The sequence below is a fragment of the Mycolicibacterium sp. SMGY-1XX genome (assembly GCF_059132455.1).
In genome coordinates this window covers 700310-723781 of record NZ_CP101139.1, presented here as the reverse complement: position 1 = coordinate 723781, position 23472 = coordinate 700310, and the positions used below count along the sequence as shown (strand labels likewise).

25 protein-coding genes are annotated in these 23472 nt (G+C 66.7%); 5 read left to right on the top strand and 20 right to left on the bottom strand.

Translation table 11 applies throughout. The features are described from left to right. Nucleotides 1-83 precede the first annotated feature (83 nt). Nucleotides 84-830: an SDR family oxidoreductase gene (locus NL241_RS03500; RefSeq protein WP_494396784.1), complete on the top strand. Its 747-nt coding sequence runs from the start codon at nt 84-86 to the stop codon at nt 828-830. A gap of 15 nt (nt 831-845) precedes the next feature. Here the strand turns inward: NL241_RS03500 and NL241_RS03495 are convergent, their stop codons facing one another. The 4 genes from NL241_RS03495 to NL241_RS03480 all read right to left on the bottom strand — a co-directional run bounded on the left by NL241_RS03495 (nt 846) and on the right by NL241_RS03480 (nt 3390). Next, nucleotides 846-1328 carry a MarR family winged helix-turn-helix transcriptional regulator gene (locus NL241_RS03495; RefSeq protein ID WP_494396783.1) on the bottom strand — a complete coding sequence of 161 codons (483 nt, stop codon included), beginning with the start codon at nt 1326-1328 and terminating at the stop codon, nt 846-848. 9 nt (nt 1329-1337) lie between these two features. Beyond that, nucleotides 1338-2585, bottom strand: coding sequence for an MFS transporter (locus NL241_RS03490; protein WP_494396782.1), 1248 nt, complete (start codon nt 2583-2585; stop codon nt 1338-1340). Beyond that, nucleotides 2582-2968 (bottom strand): ArsR/SmtB family transcription factor, encoded by a 387-nt coding sequence (locus NL241_RS03485; RefSeq protein ID WP_487694250.1) that lies wholly within the window; start codon nt 2966-2968, stop codon nt 2582-2584. The genes NL241_RS03490 and NL241_RS03485 overlap by 4 nt, the downstream gene beginning before the upstream one ends. Nucleotides 2969-3036: 68 nt before the next feature. Further along, the gene (locus NL241_RS03480) at nt 3037-3390 is read right to left on the bottom strand and encodes an ArsR/SmtB family transcription factor (RefSeq protein ID WP_494396781.1); all 354 of its coding nucleotides are present in this window, start codon (nt 3388-3390) and stop codon (nt 3037-3039) included. Between the two features lie 108 nt (nt 3391-3498). On the opposite strand from NL241_RS03480, the gene NL241_RS03475 reads away from it, so the two are divergent. Next, nucleotides 3499-5454 carry a heavy metal translocating P-type ATPase gene (locus tag NL241_RS03475; RefSeq protein ID WP_494396780.1) on the top strand — a complete coding sequence of 652 codons (1956 nt, stop codon included), beginning with the start codon at nt 3499-3501 and terminating at the stop codon, nt 5452-5454. On the opposite strand, the gene NL241_RS03470 is transcribed toward NL241_RS03475, so the two are convergent. From NL241_RS03470 to NL241_RS03460, 3 genes are read right to left on the bottom strand one after another with little or no spacing between them, the layout of a single operon-like run. After that, entirely contained in the window at nt 5433-5588 is a 156-nt protein-coding gene (locus tag NL241_RS03470; protein WP_494396779.1) for a hypothetical protein, read from the bottom strand. The two genes, NL241_RS03475 and NL241_RS03470, sit on opposite strands and share 22 nt — an antisense overlap. 20 nt (nt 5589-5608) lie before the next feature. Continuing rightward, nucleotides 5609-6349, bottom strand: coding sequence for a FadR/GntR family transcriptional regulator (locus NL241_RS03465; RefSeq protein ID WP_487694245.1), 741 nt, complete (start codon nt 6347-6349; stop codon nt 5609-5611). 54 nt (nt 6350-6403) lie between these two features. Beyond that, nucleotides 6404-7051, bottom strand: a complete 648-nt coding sequence (locus NL241_RS03460; RefSeq protein WP_487694244.1) for a M15 family metallopeptidase — start codon at nt 7049-7051, stop codon at nt 6404-6406. Nucleotides 7052-7160: 109 nt separating this feature from the next. Here NL241_RS03460 and NL241_RS03455 point away from each other — a divergent pair, with 109 nt between their 5' ends. Further along, the gene (locus NL241_RS03455; RefSeq protein WP_494396778.1) at nt 7161-8048 is read left to right on the top strand and encodes an NAD(P)-dependent oxidoreductase; all 888 of its coding nucleotides are present in this window, start codon (nt 7161-7163) and stop codon (nt 8046-8048) included. Nucleotides 8049-8076: 28 nt separating this feature from the next. Here NL241_RS03455 and NL241_RS03450 read toward each other — a convergent pair whose 3' ends face one another. Next, the gene (locus tag NL241_RS03450; RefSeq protein WP_487694242.1) at nt 8077-8907 is read right to left on the bottom strand and encodes an SDR family oxidoreductase; all 831 of its coding nucleotides are present in this window, start codon (nt 8905-8907) and stop codon (nt 8077-8079) included. Between the two features lie 91 nt (nt 8908-8998). Further along, nucleotides 8999-9901: an enoyl-CoA hydratase gene (locus NL241_RS03445; RefSeq protein WP_494396777.1), complete on the bottom strand. Its 903-nt coding sequence runs from the start codon at nt 9899-9901 to the stop codon at nt 8999-9001. Between the two features lie 161 nt (nt 9902-10062). On the opposite strand from NL241_RS03445, the gene NL241_RS03440 reads away from it, so the two are divergent. Then, complete coding sequence (locus tag NL241_RS03440) at nt 10063-10227, top strand: hypothetical protein (RefSeq protein ID WP_487694240.1); 165 nt, start codon at nt 10063-10065, stop codon at nt 10225-10227. Further along, the gene (locus tag NL241_RS03435; protein WP_494396776.1) at nt 10228-11775 is read left to right on the top strand and encodes an alpha,alpha-trehalose-phosphate synthase (UDP-forming); all 1548 of its coding nucleotides are present in this window, start codon (nt 10228-10230) and stop codon (nt 11773-11775) included. Nucleotides 11776-11788: 13 nt separating this feature from the next. On the opposite strand, the gene NL241_RS03430 is transcribed toward NL241_RS03435, so the two are convergent. The 11 genes from NL241_RS03430 to NL241_RS03380 all read right to left on the bottom strand — a co-directional run bounded on the left by NL241_RS03430 (nt 11789) and on the right by NL241_RS03380 (nt 23470). Then, on the bottom strand, nt 11789-12283 hold the full coding sequence (locus tag NL241_RS03430; protein WP_487694238.1) for a mammalian cell entry protein: 495 nt from the start codon (nt 12281-12283) through the stop codon (nt 11789-11791). Continuing rightward, the gene (locus tag NL241_RS03425; RefSeq protein WP_494396775.1) at nt 12283-13011 is read right to left on the bottom strand and encodes an Rv1363c family protein; all 729 of its coding nucleotides are present in this window, start codon (nt 13009-13011) and stop codon (nt 12283-12285) included. Before NL241_RS03425 ends, NL241_RS03430 begins: the two co-directional genes overlap by 1 nt. Then, entirely contained in the window at nt 13011-14708 is a 1698-nt protein-coding gene (locus NL241_RS03420) for an MCE family protein (protein ID WP_494396774.1), read from the bottom strand. Before NL241_RS03420 ends, NL241_RS03425 begins: the two co-directional genes overlap by 1 nt. Further along, nucleotides 14708-15880 carry an MCE family protein gene (locus tag NL241_RS03415; protein WP_494396773.1) on the bottom strand — a complete coding sequence of 391 codons (1173 nt, stop codon included), beginning with the start codon at nt 15878-15880 and terminating at the stop codon, nt 14708-14710. The genes NL241_RS03420 and NL241_RS03415 overlap by 1 nt, the downstream gene beginning before the upstream one ends. A 2-nt stretch (nt 15881-15882) precedes the next feature. Beyond that, complete coding sequence (locus NL241_RS03410) at nt 15883-17334, bottom strand: MCE family protein (RefSeq protein ID WP_487694234.1); 1452 nt, start codon at nt 17332-17334, stop codon at nt 15883-15885. Beyond that, entirely contained in the window at nt 17331-18392 is a 1062-nt protein-coding gene (locus tag NL241_RS03405; protein WP_487694384.1) for an MCE family protein, read from the bottom strand. The genes NL241_RS03410 and NL241_RS03405 overlap by 4 nt, the downstream gene beginning before the upstream one ends. Then, on the bottom strand, nt 18379-19416 hold the full coding sequence (locus tag NL241_RS03400) for an MCE family protein (protein ID WP_494396772.1): 1038 nt from the start codon (nt 19414-19416) through the stop codon (nt 18379-18381). Before NL241_RS03400 ends, NL241_RS03405 begins: the two co-directional genes overlap by 14 nt. 15 nt (nt 19417-19431) lie before the next feature. Next, nucleotides 19432-20634 (bottom strand): MCE family protein, encoded by a 1203-nt coding sequence (locus tag NL241_RS03395; protein ID WP_494396771.1) that lies wholly within the window; start codon nt 20632-20634, stop codon nt 19432-19434. Nucleotides 20635-20641: 7 nt separating this feature from the next. Beyond that, complete coding sequence (locus tag NL241_RS03390; RefSeq protein WP_487694230.1) at nt 20642-21496, bottom strand: MlaE family ABC transporter permease; 855 nt, start codon at nt 21494-21496, stop codon at nt 20642-20644. Continuing rightward, nucleotides 21493-22257: an MlaE family ABC transporter permease gene (locus NL241_RS03385; RefSeq protein WP_487694229.1), complete on the bottom strand. Its 765-nt coding sequence runs from the start codon at nt 22255-22257 to the stop codon at nt 21493-21495. Before NL241_RS03385 ends, NL241_RS03390 begins: the two co-directional genes overlap by 4 nt. A 277-nt stretch (nt 22258-22534) precedes the next feature. Next, nucleotides 22535-23470 (bottom strand): 3-oxoacyl-ACP reductase, encoded by a 936-nt coding sequence (locus NL241_RS03380; RefSeq protein ID WP_494396770.1) that lies wholly within the window; start codon nt 23468-23470, stop codon nt 22535-22537. Nucleotides 23471-23472 lie beyond the last annotated feature (2 nt).

Genomic DNA, 23472 nt, shown 5'->3' with positions numbered 1-23472 from the left:
GGGGAATAATCGTGACATGTCACCTACTTATGTCGGACAGGTCGGGAGGACTCACCTCCGGACACGACATCAAGGAGAACGTCATGGCGCAGTTGACGGGCAAGACGGCACTGGTGACAGGCGGCACCTCGGGTATCGGACTGGCGGCAGCTCAGCGCTTGGCCGAAGAGGGCGCGCACGTCTATCTGACCGGCCGAAGCCAGGAAGGTGTCGACAAAGCGGCAGCCGAGATCGGGCGCAATGTCATCGGCGTCCGCAGTGATATCACCAGTCAAGCCGATCTCGACCATCTCGCCGGGGAGATCCGCGCCGGGGGTCACGGACTCGACATCATCTTCGCCAATGCCGGCGGCGGCGAGTTCGCCACGCTGGAAGAGGAGACGCCGGCGCATCTGGCGGACACCCTCACCCGCAATGTCGGGGGCACCACGTTCACCGTTCAGACCATGCTGCCGCTGCTGAACCGGGGCGCGTCGGTGATCCTGGCCGGATCGACCGCCGCCACCCGCGGCACCCCGGCGTTCGGCGCCTACGCCGCCTCCAAGGCTGCCATTCGCTCCTTGGGCCGCACCTGGGCCGCCGAACTCGTCGACCGCGGGATCCGCGTCAACACCGTCATCCCCGGGCCCATCGAAACCCCTGGACTCAAAGAGCTGGCACCCGCCGGCCAGGAGCAGCAGATCCTCGACGCCCAGGCCGCGGCCGTTCCGATGAGCCGCGTCGGCCGTCCCGAGGAAGTGGCCAACGCCGTGGTGTTCCTGGCCTCCGACCAGAGCAGCTTCATGACGGGCTCGGAGGTGTTCGTCGACGGCGGGGCGAATCAGGTCTGATCGAGCGCGCTCATGTCACGGAAAGTCCGGACGGGGCAGGGCGCCCTCCCGCAACAGCGATTCGTACACGGCACCCAGGACGTCGGCCAGCGCCGCCTCCTGTCCGCCGTCGAGGTCGGCGAAGAACGCGCGGCGCACCCATTCGGCGTGGATGGGTGCCGCCTCGCGCAACACCGCCCAACCGTCCTCGGTGAGAATTGCGTCGGTGCCACGGCCGTCGGTCGCCGAGGCGGCCCGATCGACCAAGCCCCGCTTGGTCATCCGCACCAGGTGATGTGAGAGCCGGCTGCGTTCCCACCCGATCGTCGTCGCCAGGACCGTCAGCTGGGCACGGCCCTCCGGGGCGTGCGACAGGGCGTTCATCACGGTGTAGTCCCCCAACGACAGGCCCGAGTCGTTCTGGAGTTGCCGGTTCATCTCGTATTCGAGCCGGTGATACACCTGCATGTAGTTCAGCCAGGCGCGTTGCTGCGACGGGGTCAAGGGGTAGTCGCCCACACCGCCTATCTAAGCAACCACCCGGTGGTGGTGAGCGCCACCGACACGAGCCCCCGCGGTCGGCCACATCCGCGCCGCCACGCAGGCTGCCGTCATCGCCAGCGCCGCCAGAATCCCCGCGGCAACCGCCTGGCCTGCCCACAACCCGAGCCAGCCCGCCAACGGGTAGGTCAGGAAAAAACATGCGTGCGACAGCGAGAACTGCGCGGCGAACACGGCCGGCCGCCCTGCAGGTTCGGTTTCGTAACGCAGCAGCCGCGCCGAGGGAGTGTTGATCAACGACGCTCCGGCACCCAGCGCCAGCCAGGCAACCGGGAAGGTGAGCCACCCGAGCACCGTCGTGGGGCCGATGAGCAGCAACCCCGACGTGACGGCCAGACCCCCGGTGATCACGGCGGCACCTGTCAACATCATCCGCCGGTCGGTGACAACGGCGAGCAGCCGCGGCACCACCAGCGCGACCGCCATCGAGCCCCCGCCGTAACACGCCAACAACACGGCCACTGCGGGATTTCCGCTGCCGAGGACGTCATGGACGTACACCACCGTGTTGACCACCACCAGCGCCGTGGCCGAGGCGACGGCCAGATTCAACACCACCAACGACCTCAGCACCGGACGACGGAACATCGTCTGCACACCGGCGCTCACCCGTTGCCGAAACGATCCACCGGCTTCGCCGTAGACAACTTGCGGCAGAGAGGTTTTCAGGACCAGGACAGCGGACATCACGAACCCTGCCACGGTGCCGAGGAACAGGTGGTGGTAGGTCATCACCGACAGCAGAGCGGCTGCCAGAAGCGGACTCAGCAACGTCTCGAGGTCGTATGCCAGGCGCGACAACGACAATCCGCGGGTGTAATCCTGTTCGGCGACAAGGACAACCGGGATCACCGACTGGAAGGTCGGGGTGAAGGTGGCCGATGCCGCCTGCAAGACGAAGATCAGGGCATAGATCTGCCAGGTGTGGTCGACGAACGGCAGCAGCAGCGCAATCGAGGCCCGCACCGCGTCCGCACCGACCAGCAGAACCCGTCTGGAGATCCGGTGGGTTGCCGCCGAAACAACCGGTGCCACAACCACATAAGCCACCATCTTGATGGCGAGTGCGGTCCCCAGCACCGCACCGGCAGCGGAGCCGGCCAGGTCATAGGCCAGCAGCCCGAGCGCCACCGTCAGCAGTCCGGTTCCCACCAGCGCGACCACCTGCGCGGCGAACAGGCGCCGGAACCGCGGGTCGTGCAGCACCTCGATCACGGCAGGCTTCTCGGCTCGGCCGGGCGCACCGCGGGCTGACCACGATGATGGTCGGGCACCCCCGGGCCGGCATGCTCGGCGTTGAACACCGCATCGCGCACCAGCTCACGGACGTGCTCGTTCTCCAAGCTGTAGTAGATCGTGGTACCCGCACGCCGAGTGCGTACCAGTCGCGCCATGCGCAACTTAGCCAGATGCTGCGAGACGGACGGGGCCGGTTTGGCGACGTGCTCGGCGAGCTCGTTGACGGAGAGTTCACCGCCGACGAGTGCCCACAGGACCTGAATGCGGGTGGCATCGGCCAGCATGCGGAAGACCTCGACGATCAGCGCGGCCTGATCCTCACCCAACCGAGCCGGGCGTGGATCCTTATCTGCATTCATACGTAGATAGTAAGCCAGTCAGACACGGAGGCAACCCGGACACCCGGAGGAATGTGGAGGACGGCGCCTCAGGCGGTGACGTCGCGGGCACCCAGGCGCAGGTGCTCGATGTGGTACACCGCTTCGTCCAGAAGCAGTGCCACGTGGTTGTCGTACAACCGGTACACGATGTTGCGACCACTGCGCTCGCCGCTGACCAGGCCGAGCGCCCGCAGCAGCCGGAGCTGATGCGATACCTGAGGCTGCTCCATCCCCACCGCTGTCGAGAGTTCGGTGACCGTGCAGGGCGATTGACGCAGCCGGGTGAGAATGAGCAGACGGTTGGGCGAGGCGAGAGCCTGCAGGGTCTCGGCGACTTTCACCGCCGCTGCGGCGTCCAGCGACGCCGCAGGCGTCACCGCACCTTCGACGCCGTGCCCCATGCGCCCATTCAAGCACAACGGCTTGACATCACTTGATACATATACAACTGTATATGTCTCCAGGTATATCTTCGTGTGTTGAGTGGCGATTTCAGGGGGAACCGACCGATGAGCCTGACTGTGGCTGAACCAGTTGCTGCGCAACACGTTTCCCGTGGTGCGCGCTGGATCGGCATGTTGTGGTCGGTACCGTCCGTGCGCTGGGCAGCGGTGGCGCTTCTGCTCTTCTGCCTTGGGCTCATCCTGCAGGTGAGCGGCGCGCCCGAACCGTTGTGGTGGGCTGTCTACCTGGCGTGTTACGCCACCGGCGGCTGGGAACCCGCGCTGGAGGGCCTCAAAGCGTTACGCGAGCGCACGCTCGATGTGGATCTGCTGATGATCGTGGCCGCGATCGGCGCGGCGGCGATCGGGCAGGTCACCGACGGCGCTTTGCTGATCGTCATCTTCGCCACGTCGGGTGCACTGGAGGACCTTGCGACCAAGCGCACCGAGGATTCGGTGCGCGATCTGCTGGACCTCGCTCCGGAGACTGCGGTGGTGGTGGGCCACGACGGACGCGAGCACTCGGTCCCGGCCGAGGATCTGGCCGTGGGCGATGTCGTTCGTATCCGCCCCGGCGAGCGCATCTCCGCCGACGGTGTGGTGACCTCCGGCGCCTCCGACGTCGACCAGGCGTCCATCACCGGAGAACCTTTGCCCGCCTCGAAAACACAGGGCGACAACGTTTTCGCGGGAACCCTCAACGGGTCCGGCACCCTCACGGTCACCGTCACGCAGGACCCGTCGACCACCGTGGTGGCGCGCATCGTCGCGCTGGTCAGCGGGGCCTCGGCGACCAAGGCCAGGACACAACTGTTCATCGAAAAGGTGGAGCAGCGGTACTCCGTCGGGGTGGTGGTCGCCACGATCGCGTTGTTCGCCATACCGTTGACATTCGGCGCTGATCTGCAGTCGGCCCTGTTGCGCGCGATGACGTTCATGATCGTGGCTTCACCGTGTGCCATCGTGCTGGCCACCATGCCCCCGCTGCTGTCGGCCATCGCCAACGCCGGCAGGCACGGCATCCTGGTCAAGTCGGCCGTGGCGATGGAGCGCCTGGCCGATGTCACCACCGTCGCCCTCGACAAGACCGGCACGCTGACCCTGGGCTCACCGAAGCTCACTGATATCCGGTGTGCCACCGACGATTTCGACGAAGACGAGATTCTCCGGCTGGCCGCCGCAGCCGAGCAGTACAGTGAGCATCCGCTCGGCCAGGCCATTGTCACCGCGGCTCGTGACCGCGGAATCACAGTTCCGGCGGCCGATGGTTTCGAAGCGCTGATCGGCCGCGGTGTCCGCGCGCGCGTCAGCGGCCGCACCGTCGAGGTCCTCGGCCCCCGCGAGCACGCCGAGACGCCGGGCCTGGCCGAGATCGAGGCCGCCGGCGCCACCGCGGTTGTCGTGATCGATGACGGAATCCTCGTCGGCGTCATGGGACTGCGTGACGAACTGCGGTGCGATGCTGCGCCAGCCGTCGCGGCGTTGACCCGGCAGATGGCCACCCCACCCGTTCTGCTTACCGGCGACAACACCGACGCCGCTACGGCTTTGGCTCGCACAGCCGGGATCGGCGAGGTCCACGCGGGCCTGCTGCCCGACGGGAAAGCCGACGTGGTGGCCGCGCTGGAGGCGACCGGCCAACGGGTGCTGGTGGTCGGCGACGGGATCAACGATGCCCCGGCGATGGCCAGCGCGCACTCGTCGATCGCAATGGGCCGCTCGGGTTCTGATCTCGCGCTCGAGACGGCGGATGCGGTGACGGTGCGTGACGAACTGGTGGTGATCTCTACGGTGGTGGAGTTGGCGCGCCGGGCCCGCCGGGTCGTCATCGCGAACCTCGTCATCGCCGCGACGTTCATCACGGTCCTGGTGACCTGGGACCTCGTGGGCCATCTGCCGTTGCCGCTGGGAGTGGCCGGGCACGAAGGTTCCACAATCCTGGTGGCACTCAACGGGCTGCGTCTGCTGACCGACCGGGCCTGGCGACGCGCTCAAGGGCGTTACGTCTCGTCGGCGAGCTGATGCCGGTCCTGATGCTGACCGGGCGCATCGGCGTCGTCGTTCTTGTGGTTCAACTGCTCCTGTAACTCACGCTGCTCCGCGGTCGCTTTGGTGGCGTCCTCGGGCGTGGCGGGGGGATTGTTCTGCTGCTCCATGACCGCTGGGGTGCCCAGCCTCAGCCGGAAGCCAAACCCTTGTCGGCGTTGTGTGCGGCCACGGCGGCGTTGAGTCGGCAGGCGGCGCCCTCCATGTGGGTGCGCATCGCCTCGCCGGCGGCGTCGCCGTCGCGCACCTCGATGGCCTCGTAGATCGGCACGTGTTCGCGGTATGACGGTTCCCGCGACGGGGCGGCGTCCATGACATTGCGGATCCAGACGTTCAACAGCGACGAGATGCTGCTGATCATGTTCGACAGCACCGTATTCCCGGTGGCCCCGGCGATGCTGAGGTGGAAAGCGACGTCGGCGTCGACGAACTCGTCGGTGTTGGTGGCGTCCCGCATCCCGTGCAGATGGTCACGGATGATCGCCAACTGGTCGTCGCTGCGCCGCTCGGCAGCCAGCCGCGCCGTGATGGGCTCGATGTGCTTGCGCGTCTCCACGAGGTCGGACGTGCGCTGCTCTCCGACCAACAGGCCCCACTCGACGACCCTCGGCAGCAGAGACGAATCGGGCGACCGCACGTAGGTGCCGTCGCCCTGACGGACCTCCAGCAGACCCAGCAGGCCGAGGGACTTGAGCGCCTCGCGCACCACGAACCGGCCCACGCCGAACGATTCGGCGAGCTGGCGTTCCGACGGCATCCGGGTGCCCGGCTTGATCTGACCAGAGAACACCGCGTCGAGCAGAGCCTTGGCCACCTCGGACGACAGCGGCTCGCGAGGAGCCTGCTGAATACGCGCAAATTGGTCGCCCACCGAACCACTGTAGCTCAGGACCTCTCCGGCGCCGGAAGGGTCCGAGCAACCGCGTCAGTTGATCGGCACGTCGAGGATGGGGCGATCCTGGGCGGCACCCGGCCCGTCGAAATGCCACCACTCCCCCGAATACACGGTGAATCCGCCGGCTTCCATCGCCTCCCGCAGCCGGGTGCGATTCGCCTGAGCGGCTGGGCTGACACCCTCGGTTGCGTACGCCAGCGCATGGGGTGAAAAGTCATCGAACCCCGTACCCATGTCCGCCCCGGCGATGGTGACATCAACCGATCGTCCGGCGGTATGGCTGCGCGCGAACGGCCCCGGCCTGGCCACCCATGCCGGGTCCGGTGTGTGTTCGAACATCGTCACCTGCACACCATGCGGCCGGTAGCAGTCCCAGAAGACCAGCACCTCACCGTTCTCCCGCAACCTGGCTGCCGCGGTCGCCAGACCGGGTGCCAACGATTCATGGATCAGGCACCGCGCATCGGCGGGGTACAGCGGCATGCCGACAAAATTGTTCGCCGTGGCGTAACGCAGGTCGATCACCGCGTCAGGGACGGCGGTGCGGACATCGACCAGGCCGGCGGATTGCGCCTGTTCGGAGATCGGGGGTATCGGCTCGGCCGATGCCGTGCCGGAATGACCGGCTGCCGCCAGGCAGCACGCGGCGAACACCATTCCCACCCGTCGGTACCCCATGCCGGTCAACCCTCCAGTTCCGCGACCATCTTGGCAATCCGGAGGCGATCCCGTCCGGTTTGTCACCCGACGGCGCGCCCTCCTGAGCGGGAAGAGTAAACCTGGACCTGTGCGTATCGGATTCATCGGGCTCGGCAACATGGGTGCGGCGATGGCCGCGAACCTCCTCAACGCCGGACACGAGGTGACGGTGTTCAACCGCTCCGCGGCCAAGGCCGACCCCTTGGTACAACAGGGAGCGATCCGCGCCGACGGGGTGGCCGATGCGTGCGTCGGTGACGTCGTGTTCACGATGCTCTCCGACGACGACGCCGTGCACCACGTCGCCTTCGGCGACGAAGACCTGCTCGGCGGCATCGTGGACACACTGGCGCCCGGCGCCACACACATCTCGTCGAGCACCATCAGCCTGGACCTCGCCACCCGGCTGACCCACGCGCACGCCGACCACGGCCAGCGTTTCGTGTCGGCACCCGTGTTCGGCCGGCCTGAGGCGGCCGCGGCGGCCACGTTGTTCGTGGTGGCTGCGGGCGCACCGGAGTCCGTCAACGGCGTCGCTGCGCTACTGGATGCGATCGGTCAGCGGACATTCGTGGTGGGTGAGGACCCGCCGGCGGCCAATCTGGTGAAACTCAGCGGCAACTTCCTGATCGCATCGGTGATCGAGTCCCTGGGCGAGGCGATGGCGCTGGTGGCCAAGGCAGGCGTGGACAAGGGACAGTATCTGGACGTGCTGACCTCGACGTTGTTCGGCGCGCCGGTGTACCAGACCTACGGCAGGATCATCGCCGACGACGCGTATTCGCCGGCCGGCTTCGCGGCGCCGCTCGGGTTGAAGGACATCGGCCTGGTGCTCGATGCCGGTGAACGCCTGCAAGCGCCGCTACCCGTGGCCAGCCTGCTGCGTGACCGCTTCCTGACGCTGCTGGCCACCGGCGGCACCGACCTGGATTGGTCGGCCATTGCGAGTCTGTCCAGCCGGGATTCCGGGCGGTGAACGGCGGTTCCGCGCCGCTTCCGGGGCGTCACACCACCCCGCGTAGCCCTTCGGCCCCGAACACCGGCTCCAGCATCCCGGACAGGTCCGGTCCGCGGCGCAGGCCGTGGCCGCCGTCGACGTTGATGATCTGACCGGTGATGTACTCCCCGGCATCGGAGAGCAGGAACAACGCCAGGTTGGCGATATCGGCCACCTCACCGACGCGGGGCAGCGGGGTGCACGCGCGGTAGTCGTCGCTGATCTGCGGCGAGCTCATGATGGGCTCCACCATGTCGGTTCGGGTGAGCCCGGGCCGGATCCCGTTGACCCGCACCCAGGACGGGCCGAGCTCGTCGGCGGCGAGTTGAAGTAGCGCGTCCAACGCGGATTTCGCCGGGCCGTACGCACCGAACCAGCGGTGGGTGTTGCTCGAGGCGATGGAGGAGATGCCGACGAAGGATCCGCCGCCGCCGCGCACCAGCTCCCGGGCGGCGTGCTTGAGGACGTACATGGTGCCGTTGACGTTGAGGTCGACGGTGCTTCGCCACAGTTCGGAGTCGATCTGGGTGATCGGGCCGATGGTGTGGCTTCCCCCGGCGCTGTGGACAACGCCGTGCAGCCGGCCGTGCCAGGCCGTGGCCGCCTCGACCGCCCGGCTCACCTCGTCCTCGTTGGTGACATCGGCGGGTTCGTAGAGGATCGCCCCCTCGCCGCCCCCAGCCTTGATCTCGTCGGTCGCCGCCGCGAGCCGGTCAGCATTGCGGCCGATGATCATCACGTTGGCGCCGGCGTCCACCAGCGCGCCGGCCACCCCCTTGCCGATACCGCTGCCGCCCCCGGTGACCAGGTAGGTCCGATTCTCGACCGACAACTGCACGCTGACCCCTTCATCCGTGATCCGGTGTTGCTCCGGTAATGGAATCACGGTGATACCGCCGAGGTGAACAGATCGCGCAAACTGTCTACCGTCAGGGGGTGTCCGGGCGCGCCACCTTCGCAGGACCGGCCGTCCGCCAATCTTCCACGTCCGGCGGCATTCCGACCGGCGCCTTGTTCTCGTTGTGCACCGACCAGTGCGCGTGGCCGAGTTCATGGATGTGGAAGCCGTGCCTCAGCGCTTCGGTGAAGCCCATGGCGTCAGAGGCGGCGTTGACCGAATCCTTGATGAGCAGGGAGGCGATGGTGGGCACCTTCGCGATGCGGCGCGCGAACTCCAGCGTCTTGTCCTCCAGCTCATCGCGCGGGAAGACCTTGGACACCATCCCCAGGCGGTAGGCCTCCTCGGCGTCCAGCGAATCACCGGTCAGCAGAAGCTCTTTGGCTTTGCGCGGCCCGAACTCCCACGGATGCGCGTAGTACTCGACACCGGGCATGCCGAGCCGCACCCCCACCACATCGGAGAACTTGGCGTTGTCGGCGGCCACGATCAGATCGCACGCCCAGATCAGCATCAGCGCCGCCGAGATGGCGTTGCCCTGCACCTGGGCGATGGTGATCTTGCGCAGATCGCGCCACCGCCGGGTGTTGTCGAAGTAGTAGTGATACTCCTGCAGGTACAGCTTCTCCACACCGTGGCGGTTGGCGCCCCGGTCCCGAAAGCTGGGGTGCTGATTCGGGCCCGGCGTGTACTCCCCCACCGAAACCTCCGAGCCGAGGTCGTGGCCTGCCGAGAAGTTCTTGCCCCGCGCCGCCAGGATGATGACCCGCACGTCATCGTCGGCCTCGGCCCTCAGGAACGCCGCGTCCAGCTGCACCAGCAGGCCTCGGTTCTGGGCGTTGTGCGCCTCGGGGCGGTTGAGCCAGATACGGGCGATACGGCCCTCATCGAGGGTCTCGTATTCGATGAACTCCGGAGTCGGTTGGTCGGCCATGTGCCACCTGTCTGTTCGCCGCGACGGGACTGACTGCACATTACGACTCGGCGCTGGAATGTCACGCACGGACCCGCCCCGAACCCCGGTGGGACCCCGCCGTCGGCCGCCATTCACCCGACGCCCACCACGCAGTTTCCGCCGTCGCATATGGTTGGAGAATGGCTCCGAAACCTGATCCCGCGGAAATCGATGATGTCGAACCCCTCGCCGATGACACCGCCAGCCAGGCGCGACGGGTAGTCGCCGCCTACGCCACCGACGCCGACGAGTGCAGGGTCTTCCTGTCGATGCTCGGTATCGGACCGGCGAAGCTCGGCGCCTAGATGACGGCCGGGGAGGACCGGCCGGCCGCTTCCGAGGATTCGGCCGGCCCTTCCTCGGCCACCCCGGTCGGGGACTCCGATTTCGTCGTGGTGGCCAACCGGCTGCCCGTCGACAAGGTGAAGCTGCCCGACGGTTCCACGACGTGGAAACGCAGTCCCGGGGGTTTGGTCACCGCACTCGAGCCGCTGTTGCGCAAGCGCAAGGGCGCGTGGATCGGCTGGCCGGGCATCATCGCCGAGGAGGACGACGAGACCGGCGACGTCCAGGACGTGGACCATTCCGAGCCCATCGTCGACAACGACCTGCTGCTCTACCCGGTGCGGTTGAGCGCCCAGGATGTCGCCGAGTACTACGAGGGTTTCTCCAACGCCACGCTGTGGCCGCTGTACCACGATGTGATCGTCAAGCCGATCTACCACCGGGCGTGGTGGGACCGCTACGTCGAGGTCAACCGCCGGTTCGCCGAAGCCACCTGCCGCGTCGCGGCCAAAGGCGCAACGGTGTGGGTGCAGGATTATCAGCTGCAGTTGGTGCCGAAGATGCTGCGGATGCTGCGCCCGGACCTGACCATCGGGTTCTTTCTGCACATCCCGTTCCCGCCGGTCGAACTGTTCATGCAGATGCCGTGGCGCACCGAGATCACCGAAGGCCTTCTGGGCGCCGACCTGGTGGGCTTCCACCTACCCGGGGGCGCCCAGAACTTCCTGATCCTGGCGCGCCGGCTCCTTGCCGCCAACACCTCGCGCGGCAACGTCGGAGTGCGGTCCCGATTCGGCGAGGTGCAGTTCGGCTTCCGCACCGTCAAGGTGGGCGCGTTCCCCATCTCCATCGACTCCGACGAACTCGACCAGAAGGGCCGCGGCCGCGACATCCGCAGGCGGGCCAGGGAAATGCGCGCCGAACTCGGCAACCCGAAGAAGATCATGCTGGGCGTCGACCGCCTCGACTACACCAAGGGCATCGACGTCCGCCTGGAAGCGTTCAACGAGCTCCTCGAGGAAGGCCGGGTGGACCGCGAAGAGGTGGTGTTCATCCAGCTGGCCACCCCGAGCCGCGAACGGGTGGAGAGCTACCGGCTGCTGCGCGACGACATCGAGCGTCAGGTGGGGCACATCAACGGCGAGTTCGGCGAAGTCGGCCACCCGGTGGTGCAATACATCCACCGACCGGTTCCCCGGGATGACCTGATCGCGTTCTTCGTTGCCGCTGACGTCATGCTCGTCACCCCGTTGCGCGACGGGATGAACCTGGTGGCCAAGGAGTACGTCGCGTGCCGCAGCGATCTCGGCGGCGCGCTGGTGCTGAGCGAATTCACCGGCGCCGCAGCCGAATTACGGCAGGCCTACCTGGTGAACCCGCACGACCTCAACGGTGTCAAGGACGCCATCGAGACCGCGCTGAGCCAGGATCCGGAAGAGGGCAGGAGGCGGATGCGCGGCTTGCGCCGTCAGGTTCTGGCCCACGACGTGGACCGGTGGGCGCGGTCGTTCCTGGACGCCTTGGCCGGCAAGCCCAGCACGGAACCCTCGGAGCCGGCCGGCCAGTGAGGCGCGGCCGGGCTCAGATGGGCGTGATGTAACTGATCAACCACTTGCCGCCCACCTTCTGGTAGTCGACCTTCAGACGGCTGCCGTCGTAGACGGATTCCTTGGACTTGTCGGTCACCGTCCGGTTCATGTACACCATGACCGACCCGGAGTCACGTTGCGCCTCGAGAACTCCGACGCCGACGACGTTGGCCTGGCTGACCACCTGGCGTTCACGCGCCTGCGGAATGATCTGCTCGGTGGCGCGCTGCTGGAACTCGCTCCGGTAGTCCGGCGTGAGCAGATTGTAGGCGTCGGTCAGGCTGCCTTCCACCGTCTGGTAGTCATAGCCGAAGACCTTCGGAATCTGTTCTGCCGCAAGGGGAGCCAACTCCGCACGGGTACTCTGCTGTGCTGCCGTCTGGACCCGGTCCCAGTACAGCCCGGCACCGATGGCTGCCAGTGCCACGATCCCGGCCACCACGACCACCGACAGCGACGCGAAAAACCAAGCGGCCCTGCGTCGCATCAGTTGCCTCCGTCCGGGTACTTCAGGTCATAGCCGGTCATCCGGCCGTTGTCGTCCTCATGGACGATGACGCGCATCCGGTAGGCCTGCGACGGTTTGTTCACCCCGTCGATGTCGGTCACGGTGACGCGCACAGCCACCAGCACAGAACCATTGTCGGTGTCCGGGTCCACCGCCTCCAGGGCCGCACCGCTGACCACCGCCTCCGAGCTGGCATTGGTGTCACGGAACAGCGACTTGAGATTGTCCACATTGTTGTTCTGGCTCATCATGTCTCGCAGCGGCCCACTGATCCCGTCGACGAAGCGGTTCACGCTGTCGTCGACGGTGTCGGGGGTGTAGGTGAACATGTTCACCACCGTCTGCGTCGCGGTGTCGACGAACCGTTGCTCACGCGCCGCCTGAGCCTCACCGTCTCGTTGCTGATTGCTCAGTACCAGCACCACCGTCGACAGCACGGCGACAACGATCAGGGCGGCGGCACCGGCCACCGCGCCCACCCGAGCCAGATTGGGCTGCCGCCGCGGCGGTGGCCCGACGGGTCGGGCGGGTTTGGCCACCACTTTCGGGGCACTGTCCACAACCGCGGTCACGGTGGTGCCGTTCACCTGACCGGCCGGCCCCGCCGCGCGAGAGGCACGCCGCCGCGCACGTTTCCGGGCATCACCGGCCGGCGGGACATCCGCAGCGTCGTCGACGTCGGATCCCCCAGCGGGAGTGTCAGCCATCAAACCGGCCTCGGATCGAGCATGAGATCTACCCAATTCTCGGCGGGTCGGTGGTCGGAGTCGCCCGCGGCGTACACGCCGGTTCCACCCGCCGGATCGATGAACGTTCCATCCTGGTCGTAGGTAGCGTACGCCGGACCACTGGCCTGTGGTTGTGGTGCCTCCGCGGGCAACGGGCCGGCCGGCAGCGGAGCCGGGGCCGGTGGCACCGGAGCACCCGGCGGTGGCGGCGGAGCGGGCCGCCCGTACGGCGGGGCCACCTGATCAGGTGGTGCGAAGAACGGCCACGGCGGCGGCGGTGCGTTGTTGTTCGGCGGCACCGGCAACGGGAACGGCGCATTGGGCGCCGGCCCCGGACCCGGCTGCACCCCTGGCGGCAGCTGCACCACCGGTGGGCCCGGGTCGTAATCGGCTTCCGGCGGGATCATCGGGAACTTGTTGGGTGGCAGCACATTCCGGCCATCCTCGATCGGCGTTCCGTACGGGACCGGCGGACCGCGCCACGGATTGTTGCCGATCGGCACGTATCCGACCGGATCACGGCACAGCTGAATGGTCGGTGCCCGCTTGCCCGGAAACTCCTGGCACGGGTAGTTACGTGCACCGCGCACCACCGCCGGGTCGTTCTGGGCGGTCTTGCAGTACAGGTCGGTGGGCAGGTCGCGCACCGTCTCGTCACCGGGGGAACGGATCTCGGTGGCCGGGATGAAGCCGACATTGCACGTCGGCGGGTCACCGAGGTCGATCTTGAAGTCCAGCTTGCCGCCTTCGTCCACCGGGCTGCCACCACCGACCGTCAGCAACGCGGCCATCAACGCCGGGAAGATGACGAACGACTGCTCCAGCGCCTTGTGATAGATCACGCCGATGCGGCCGAGGTTGGCCAGGTTGGCCGCCAATACCGGGAAGCTGGGCCGGATCCCGCTGAATGCCGTGGACGCGGCGTCCGCCGCGCCGGGTGCGGTCTGCAGCAGTTGACGCACCTGCGGGTCGGCCTGGGTGACCTCGCCGGTGAGCCGTGCCAGCCCGTCGGCCAGGGACTTGATGTCGTCCCCGCTGCGGATCTGGGCGTCCAGGAACGGCCCGGCCTGATCGATCAGCGCCGAGGTCTGGCCGTAACTGTGGTTCGCCTCGTCGATCAGCAGCCGCGACGACTGGATCAGCCGTGCCAGTTCCGGCCCGGACCCGTTGAAGGCGTTGAACGTTTCCCGGAGCAGGTCCTGCAGACGACTGTTGTCGATACTGCTCACCAGTTGATCAGCCTGTTGCAGCATGCTGGCGATGTCCTGGCCGATGAACGTCCGGTCCTGACCGATCGAGGCGCCGTTGGCCAGCATCGTCGTCGACGGGTCCTGCGGGGGCACCAGGTCGATGTACTGCTCCCCGACCGCCGAGACGCTCTTGACCGTCGCGGTGACGTTGTCGGGTACCGGTGTGCCGCTGTTGAGCCGCATGTTGGCCACCACACCGTCGGTGGTCAGCCCCACCGACTCCACCCGGCCGATGGTCACCCCACGGTAGGTGACGTTGGCGTTCTGGTAGAGGCCGCCGCCGGCAGCGAAATTGGCCTCGATCTTGTACGACCCCAACCCGACCTTGGCAGGCACGTGGAGGTAGAAGATCGCGATGGCGCCGACGGTGAGGACGGTGACGATCGCGAAAATCGCCAACTGGATACGCGAGAGCCGATCGAGCATCAGCCACCACCCCCCTCTCCGTGCTGAGTCGCCGTACCTGCCGGGATCTGGAACGGATCCGCCGCCTGGCCGGACAGGTTCGCCATCGAGCCGATCAGGAAGTCCGGCGGGTTGAGGATCTCGCTCATGTGCTTCATGTTCGGGTCGAGTCCTGAGGTGGTGAAGATCGATTCGCCGAGTCGCCGCAGCGTGAGGTCGAAGGTGACGAACACGTTGAGGTAGTCACCACGCACGGCCTGACGCAGATACTTGTAGTGGAACGGGAACGTCGGCAGGAACGCCAGGTCCTTGATGAAGTAGTCGGCGTTGTCGTTGAGCGCCTTGATCGCCGGATAGAAATCCTTCAGATCCTGCGCGAAGTCCACTTTCGTCTTGGCCAGGATGTCCGAGGCGACGCCGGCGAAACTCTGCAACGCCGCGAAGGTGTCGACGATGTTGCCGCGGTTGTTGTTCAACACCTTCAACGCCTCGGGCAGCGTGTCCAGGGTGCGGCCCAGGCTGTCCTTGCTGCGCGCGAGGATTCCGGCGAACCGGTCCAGGCCCTCGGCGGCGGCGATGATGTCACCGGTCTGCCGCTGCAGAGAGGCGGTCAGCTCGGCGAGCCGGGGAATCAGGGCTTCGAAGGTGCCGCTGCGCCCGGCGACCGACGCGTAGAGCTCCTCGGTGATGTCCTGCAGCGCACCGAGATTGCCCTTGTTCACCACCACGCCGAGCGAGGCCAGGACCTCCTCGGTGGTGGGATACCGGCCGGCGCTGGTCTCCGGGATGTTGGAGCCCTCCTGGAGTTTGGTCGCCGAAGCATCGGCGGCCGGCGGTACCAGTTCGATGTGCTGGCTGCCGAGCAGCGACGTCTGGGCCACCCGGGCCGTGGCATTCTCCGGCAGGTCGACATTCGAATCCAGCGACAGCTTGACCGCCGCGTAGAAGGTGCCGTCGGGCCGCTGCACCGCATCGATACCGGACACGCTGCCGACGGTGACGTCATCGACCATCACCGGCGAGTTCTGCGGCAACGTCGCCACGTCGGGCAGCTCCACCGTGATGGTGTACGAGCCGGAGCCGTGCCCTCGGGTGCCCGGCATGTCCAGTGAGTTCAGTCCACCGAACGAGCAGCCCGCGAGCATCAGCGCGCCGGTGCCCAGTGCGGTGGCCTGAAACAGCTTGTGTCTCATGTTCATCCTCCAGCTCCCGCAGGAGGCGGCGGCACCGGCCACGGCGGCGGAGGCAACGACGGTGTGCCCGGCGGAGGCGGTGCCAGCACACCGGGTGCATCAGGTGACACCGGCGGTCCCGGCGGGGCCCCGCTGCCGACGATGTGCGGCGGCCCGGGTGAGATCTGTCCCTCCGCGATCGGCGGCGGCAGCACCATGTCGCCCAGTGTCGCTCCCGGCGGGATCGACGGCGGCGTCACGCCGGGGGCGGGCTGCCACTGCAGGTACGGTACGGGCGTCTTGGCCTTGGCCTCGGTGGCCGGGGTGTCATAGATGATCTGACCCTTGTAGGCGGTGATGCTGTTGATCGGGTGGAACAGCAGCGGCGGGAAGTTCATCGTGATGCGCCGCAGCACCGGACCCATGCGCTGCCTGCAGATCTCGGCGCGTTTGTAGTTGTCGGGGTTGGCGCCGGTGTCGAACGTGCCACCGCAGATGAACTGCACCGGGTTGGCGAAGTTCGGCAGTGACAGCGAGCCGCCGACGGTGCCTTGTGCGGGGTTGTAGATGTTGTAGAAGTTGGCCAGGCCGTTGGGCGTGACGTGCAGGATCTGCTCGATGTCATCGCTGTGCTCGGTCAGGATGTTGGTGAAGTCGGCGAGCTTGTTCACCGAGTCGATCAGGGTCTGGTTGTTGTCGCCGACGAACTGGCGCACATCCTCGAGTGCGGTGTTGAGCGTGCCGAGGGTGGCGTCGAGACCTTGCGAGCTGTCGGCGAGCACCTGGGACACCGACGCGACGTGATTGGAGAACTGCACGATCTGTTCGTTGCTCTGTGACAGCGCGTTGACCAGAACCTGCAAGTTCTTGATGGTCCCGAACAGATCGGTGCTGGAGTCGCCGAGCCGGCCTGCCGTCTGCGACAGCTCACGCAGCGCGTTGCGGAACGAGTCGCCGTTGCCGTCGAACGTGGTCGCGGCCTGATCGACGAACTCGCTCAACGGACCCTGCAGTCCACCGTTCTGCGGGCCGAGTTGTTGGGACAGCTTGGTGAGCTCGGTCTTGACGTCATCCCATTCCACCGGGACGCCGGTGCGATCGATTCCGATGGTGGCCCCGTCGGCCAGGGTCTGCGCACCGGTGGCCGAGTCGTAGGCCGGGGTGAGTTGAATGAACCGCGCCGACACCAGGTTCGGCGCGACGACGATGGCACGCGCGTCGGCGGGGATCTTGACCGCGTCGTCGATCGACATGGTGATCTTCACATCGGACGCGGTGGGTTCGATGGAGTCGATGGAGCCCACCGGAACTCCGACCACGCGGACGTCGTCACCCGGATACAGGCCGACCGCCGAGGAGAACAGCGCCACCACCTTGTGCGTGCCACGTCCCGGCCACACCAGGTACAGCCCGACGCCCAGCGCCGCCACCAGGACGACGACCACACCGATGAGAAGACCCCTGTTGCGCGTCATGGTGACTTCGGCCTGATGATGAGTCGTTCGGCGATGAGGCCCTTCAGGTAGTCCGACAGGCTGTCCGGCAGCTTGCCGGGCTGGAAGTAGGTGTCCAGCAAGACTTCCGAGATGGTGGCGGGTGGCAGACCGTACAAGTTGATCTGGAACCCGGACGTCGAGCCCACCACCTCACCCAGTGCGGTGGCGTACGGCGGCAGGCGGCGCAACGCCTCACCGATGTGCTCGCGACGCTCGAGCAGGTTGTCCATCACCAGGTTCAAATTCGCCAGGGTGGGACCGAACTGCTCACGGTTGTCGGCCACGAAACCCGAGATCTGCTGCGACACCTCGTCGATGCCCGCGATCAGCGAGCTCAACGCCTGCCTGCGTTCGTCGAGTGCGGCGAACAGCTGATTGCCGTCGACGATCAGCTGGTTGACCTGGCCGGCCCGCTGCCCCAGCGATGCGGTGACGGTCTGCGCGCGCTGCAGCAGCTGACCGAGCGCCTCGTCCCGGGCGTTGAGGCTGCGCGACAGCGAGGTCACCCCGTCGAGCGCACCGCGCAGTTCCGGCGTGGCATCGCGCAGCGTGTCGGTCAGGATGCCCAGCGCCTGTTCGAGTTTGGGCTTGTCCAGCGCAGCAGTGTTGCCACCGAGGTCCTGCAGGGCGGTCGCCAGCGTGTAGGGCGTGGTGGTGCGTCCCAACGGAATCGTCGTCGAGGTCCCGCCGCCTGCGGGTGTCACGTCGAGGGACTTCTGGCCGAGCACCGTGTCGGTCTTGATCGCCACCAGCGACTGGTCACCGACCCGGATATCGCGGTCGACGGTGAACGTCACCCGCGCGGCAGTGCCTGCCAGACCGACCGATTCGACGTGGCCGACCTTGATCCCGGAGACGTTGACGTCATTGCCGGGCGTGATGCCACCGGCGTCGGTGAAGAAGGCGTCGTACTTCTTGCCCTGCGGCCAGAACGGCAGTCCGGTGTAACCGAACGACACCAACACCAGGCACGCCACCAGGACGATGCCGAAGATTCCTGTGCGGACGGGGTTGCGTCCGTCGTCACTCTGGGACAGGAGCGCACCTCCCCTTGGACGGGTCCGGCGGACCGCCGAACGGGATCAGGATGTCACTACCGGCAGGCCCGTTGATCTTCATGCGGATCGAGCAGTAGTAGATGTTGAAGAACGAGCCGTAGGCGCCGAGTGCGTTGAGCCGCAGGTAGTTCTCGGCGAGCGGCTCGATGACGGCGTTGACTTCGCCCTTACGTCGGTCGAGCTCGCCGGCCAGCGGGCGCAGGTTCTCCAGCACACCCTGCAGCGGGCGGCGGCCGGCCTCGAGCATCTCGGTGAGATCGGTTTCGGCCGATGCCAGCGGGCCGATGGCACCGGCGATGGGATCGCGGCCCTGCGCCAACCCGGTGATCAGCTGCTGCAGCTGGTCGACGCTGGCATCGAACTGCGCATTCTTCTCGTCGACGGTACCCAGCACCGTGTTCAGGTTGTTCACCACGTCGCCGATCAGTTGGTCGCGGGCGGCCAGGTCGGTGGTGAATGTGCTTGTCGACGAGAGCATTTGAGCCAGGGCGCCGCCCTGACCCTGCAGCAACTCGATGACGGCATTGCTGATCTCGTTGACCTTGGAGCCGTCGAGACCTTTCAGCACCGGGCGCAGTCCGCCGAGCAACGCATCGAGATCCAGTGCGGGATCGGTGTTCTCCTGCGGGATGGTGGCCCCGGCGGGGAGTTTACGAAGCTCGCCCGGCCCGGAGGTGATCTCCAGGAACCGGTCGCCGACCAGGTTCTCGTACCGGATGGCAGCCCGTGTCGAAGTGTAGAGCTGATAGCGGTCGTTGACGTCGAATTCGACGTCAACGGTGTTGTCCGGGTTGAGTTTCACCGCCTGCACCGCTCCGACGGGAACCCCGGCGATGCGCACGTCCTGCCCGGCCTTCAGCCGTGCCGCGTTGGTGAAGTTGGCGTGGTAGGTATTGCCCGCCGAGAACCGGAACTCCCCGAAGACCACCACGAGGCCGGCCGCGACCAGCAGCATCACCACGGTGAAGATGCCGACTTTGATCGGGGTGCCGCGGTTATCCATGAGACCAGCCGGCCATCAGAAGTCGTCCCCTTCTGCGAACGCTCCGTTGAACAGGAACTGCAACGTCGAGGGTGCGTCGAACTGCAACTCGGTGTTCGGCTCGTATGGGACGTAGGCGTTGTCGGTGACCAGGAACGGTGAGCGGTACCAGGTACCGCCGACCTGCTTGTTCGGCATGTCCGGCAGGCCACGGCAATTCGGGCCACCGGAAGCGTTGACGATCGGCAGGCTCTCCGGGTACGTGTAGGCCGGGGCACCGGGCAAGAAGTTCGATGACACGAACAGACCCGGCCGGGTGCCGCCCAGTACCGGGGCGAACTTGTCGACGGCCTCGCCGGTGCCCTTGAGCACACACCCGATGATGGGCGAGTACTCGCCGACCACCTTCAGCGGCGCCCTGGCCCGGTTGATGGCGGCGATGTAGTCCTCGGCCGCCGGCGACAAGGTGTCGAAACCGGTGTTGGCCAGGCCGGTGGCGGCCAGCAAGGTGGCGTTGAGATTGTCCTGCTGATCGACGATGGTCCGGCTCAGCGTCGGCGCGTTGTTCATGACCGTCACCAGGTCCGGTGCCGCGTCGGCGTAGATGTTGGCAACCTGCGCGGTCTGCTGCAGATCGCGCTGTACGGTCGGCAACTTCGGATTCAGTTGCGCCAGATACTCGTTGAGGCCGGCGATGGTGGCGCCCAGGTTGTCGCCGTTACCGCGCAGGCCCTCTCCGAGAGCGGTCATGGTGGCGTTGAGGTTCACCGGGTCGATCTTGTGCAGCACGTCGGTGAGCGTCTGGAACAGTGTGTTGACCTCGAGCTGCACCGACGACGCCTCGACGGTGGCGCCGGGGCGCAGGGAGCTGTCCAGCGCATCCTCGGGAGGTACGAACTCCACCGACTTGGCACCGAAGACAGTGTTGCCCGCGATCTTCACCTCGGCGTTGGCCGGCACGTAGGGCAGATCGTCGGCGTTGATCTCCAGTGTCAACTTGGCCTGGTCGCCGGCGTACTCGATGCTCTGGACCTTGCCGATCTGGATACCGCGGTACTTGACCTTGGCGTCCTGCTCCATCACCAGACCGGCGCGTGGTGACAGCACGGTCACGGTGTCGGTGGAGGTGAAGGCGGCGGTGTACCCCAGGTAGGTGACCACGGCGGCCGCCGCGATCACCGCGGCGAGTATCAGTGCCGCGACCCGCACGTGTGTGCGTCTCGATTGCCCGTCAGCCATGTGCCCGCTACCCCGACAGATTGAAGTTGCCGGACCCGCCGTAGACAGCGAGCGAGATGAACAAGACGATGGTGACGACCACGATCAGCGACGTGCGGACCGCCTTGCCGACGGCGATACCCACGCCCACCGGGCCCCCGGAAGCGTTGTAGCCGTAGTAGGTGTGCACCAGCATCACCGCCACGGACATCACGATGGCCTGGAGGAACGACCACAGCAGGTCGCTGGGCACCAGGAAGGTGTTGAAGTAGTGGTCGTACAGGCCGGCGGACTGCCCGTTGATGAACACGGTGGTGAACCGCGCCGCGAAGAAGGCGGCCAGCACCGACAGCGCATACAACGGCACGATCGCGATCAGTCCGGCGATCAGGCGGGTGGACACCAGGTACGAAACCGAGTGCACCGCCATGGATTCCACGGCGTCGATCTCCTCGGCAACACGCATGGCGCCGAGCTGTGCCGTGGTACCCGCGCCGATGGTGGCCGCCAGGGCGATTCCCGCGATGACCGGGGCCACGATGCGCACATTGAGGAACGCCGACAGGAAGCCGGTCAGCGCCTCGATGCCGATGTTGCCCAGCGACGAGTAACCCTGCACCGCGATGACACCGCCGGAGGCAAGCGTCATGAAGGCCGCGACACCCACCGTGCCGCCGATGATGGCCAGTGCGCCCACACCCATGGTCATCTCGGCGATCAGTCGGACCGTCTCGCGCCGGTAGCGCGTCAGCGCGTTGGGGATGTACCGGATCGACTCGCCGTAGAACAGCGCTTGTTCACCGAAGCTGTCCACCGCTCGCGGCGCCCCGGAGAGCAACCGCTTCAATCGCAGCGTCGCGTCATAACTGCCGAATGCGCTCATGAGTCCAGCACCCTGACGCCGATGGCCGTCATGATCACGTTGATGACGAACAGACAGATGAACGCGTAGACCACGGTCTCGTTCACGGCGATGCCGACACCCTTGGGCCCACCCGCGACGGTCAGACCGCGGTAACAGCCGACAAGGCCGGCGACGACGCCGAACAGCAAGGCCTTCACCTCGGCCAGGAGCAGCTCCGGCAGGCCGGTGAGCACGGTCAGGCCGTTGATGAAGGCACCGGGGTTGACGCCCTGCAGGAAGACGGAGAAGACGTAGCCGCCGGACAGGCCGATGGCACACACCAGGCCGTTGAGCAACAGTGCCACGAAGGTCGACGCCAGCACCCGCGGCACGACGAGCCGGTGGATCGGGTCGATACCGAGCACCCGCATGGCGTCGATCTCTTCGCGGATGGTGCGGGCCCCGAGGTCGGCGCAGATGGCGGTGGCGCCGGCCCCGGCGATCACCAGCACGGTCACCACCGGCCCCAGCTGGGTGATGGTGCCGAAAGCCGTTCCCGCACCGGAGAGATCGGCGGCACCGATTTCACGCAGCAGGATGTTCAGCGTGAACGCCACCAGCACCGTGAAGGGGATGGCGACCAACAGAGTGGGGACCAGGGAGACACGCGCGATCATCCAGGTCTGGTCCAGGAACTCGCGGAACTGGAACGGCCTGCGGAATGCGGCGCGGAAGGTGTCGAAGGTCATCTCGACGAAACCGCCGACAGCCCGGGCTGGAACCGCGAGCTGCTTGATCAACGTCGGTTCCCTTCTCGCTCGGGCCGGGTTCGGATTCCGGACTCTAACAGGCTTGGCGAAGCCTCGTGGGGCTATTCGGCCAGCACCTCTCGCGCCCCGGTTTCGGACGTCGATCACTGTGAGCCGGATCATACTAACTAGAACACGTTCGCAGTGTCAAAGAACGGACAAATGAGACAGAACTGGTAGGTATGTCCAGGTCACGCCCGTTAGGCGTAATTCCATTCTGAAACGTGTTCTAGTTCTACCACGTGGGGCGGGGCCGATGGTGACAACATCAGTTGCCCATCAGGCCCGTCGCCGAAAAGCTCAGGTTCGGATCGCGTCCAGCAAAGTAACCGGCCAGGGTCTCACTGAGGTCGGACGGCGCCCACGCCGACCCTTGCGCCGTGAACTGATGCTCGGCGGTAGGGGCGGCGACCAGGGTCACCGACGGTCCGTAGACGATGAACACCTGACCGTTGACCCGCTCGGCCGCGGGCGAGGCCAGGAAGCGCACCAGGCTCACCACGTGCTCCGGCGACAACCCGTCCACTTCGCCGTCCCCCAGTTCGGGCGCATCGCCGAACACATCGGCCGTCATCGCCGTCCGCGCCCGCGGGCAGATGGCGTTGGCACGCACCCCGTACCGCTCGAGGCCGCGCGCCGCGGACATGGTGAGTGCGGTGATACCGGCCTTGGCGGCACCGTAGTTGGCCTGTCCCGGGGGTCCCGCCAACCCCGCCTCGGAGGAGGTGTTGACCAGGCGCCCGTACACGGTGCCCCCACTCTCCTTGGCCTTGTTTCGCCAGTAGGTGGCCGCATTGCGCGTCAGCAGGAAGTGCCCGCGCAAGTGCACGGCGATCACCGCATCCCAGTCCTCGTCGGACATGTTGAACAGCATGCGATCCCGGGTGATACCGGCATTGTTGACCACGATGTCCAACCCGCCGAGCCCGTCGGCCGTCGCCACCAGTTCATCTGCGGTGGCGCGGTCGCTGATGTCGCCCGCGACGGCGACGGCCTTGGCACCGGCATCAGCACAGGCCCCGGCGATCTCGTCCAACACATCGGAGTTGTCGATCGCCTTCGCGATGTCGTTCACGATGACGGTGGCTCCCGAGCGAGCGAGACCGATGGCTTCTGCGCGGCCCAGGCCTGCGGCTGCACCGGTCACGACGGCGACCTTGCCGGACAGATCGATGCCTGGGTCTGCGCCTGCGTTCGAAGTCAAGA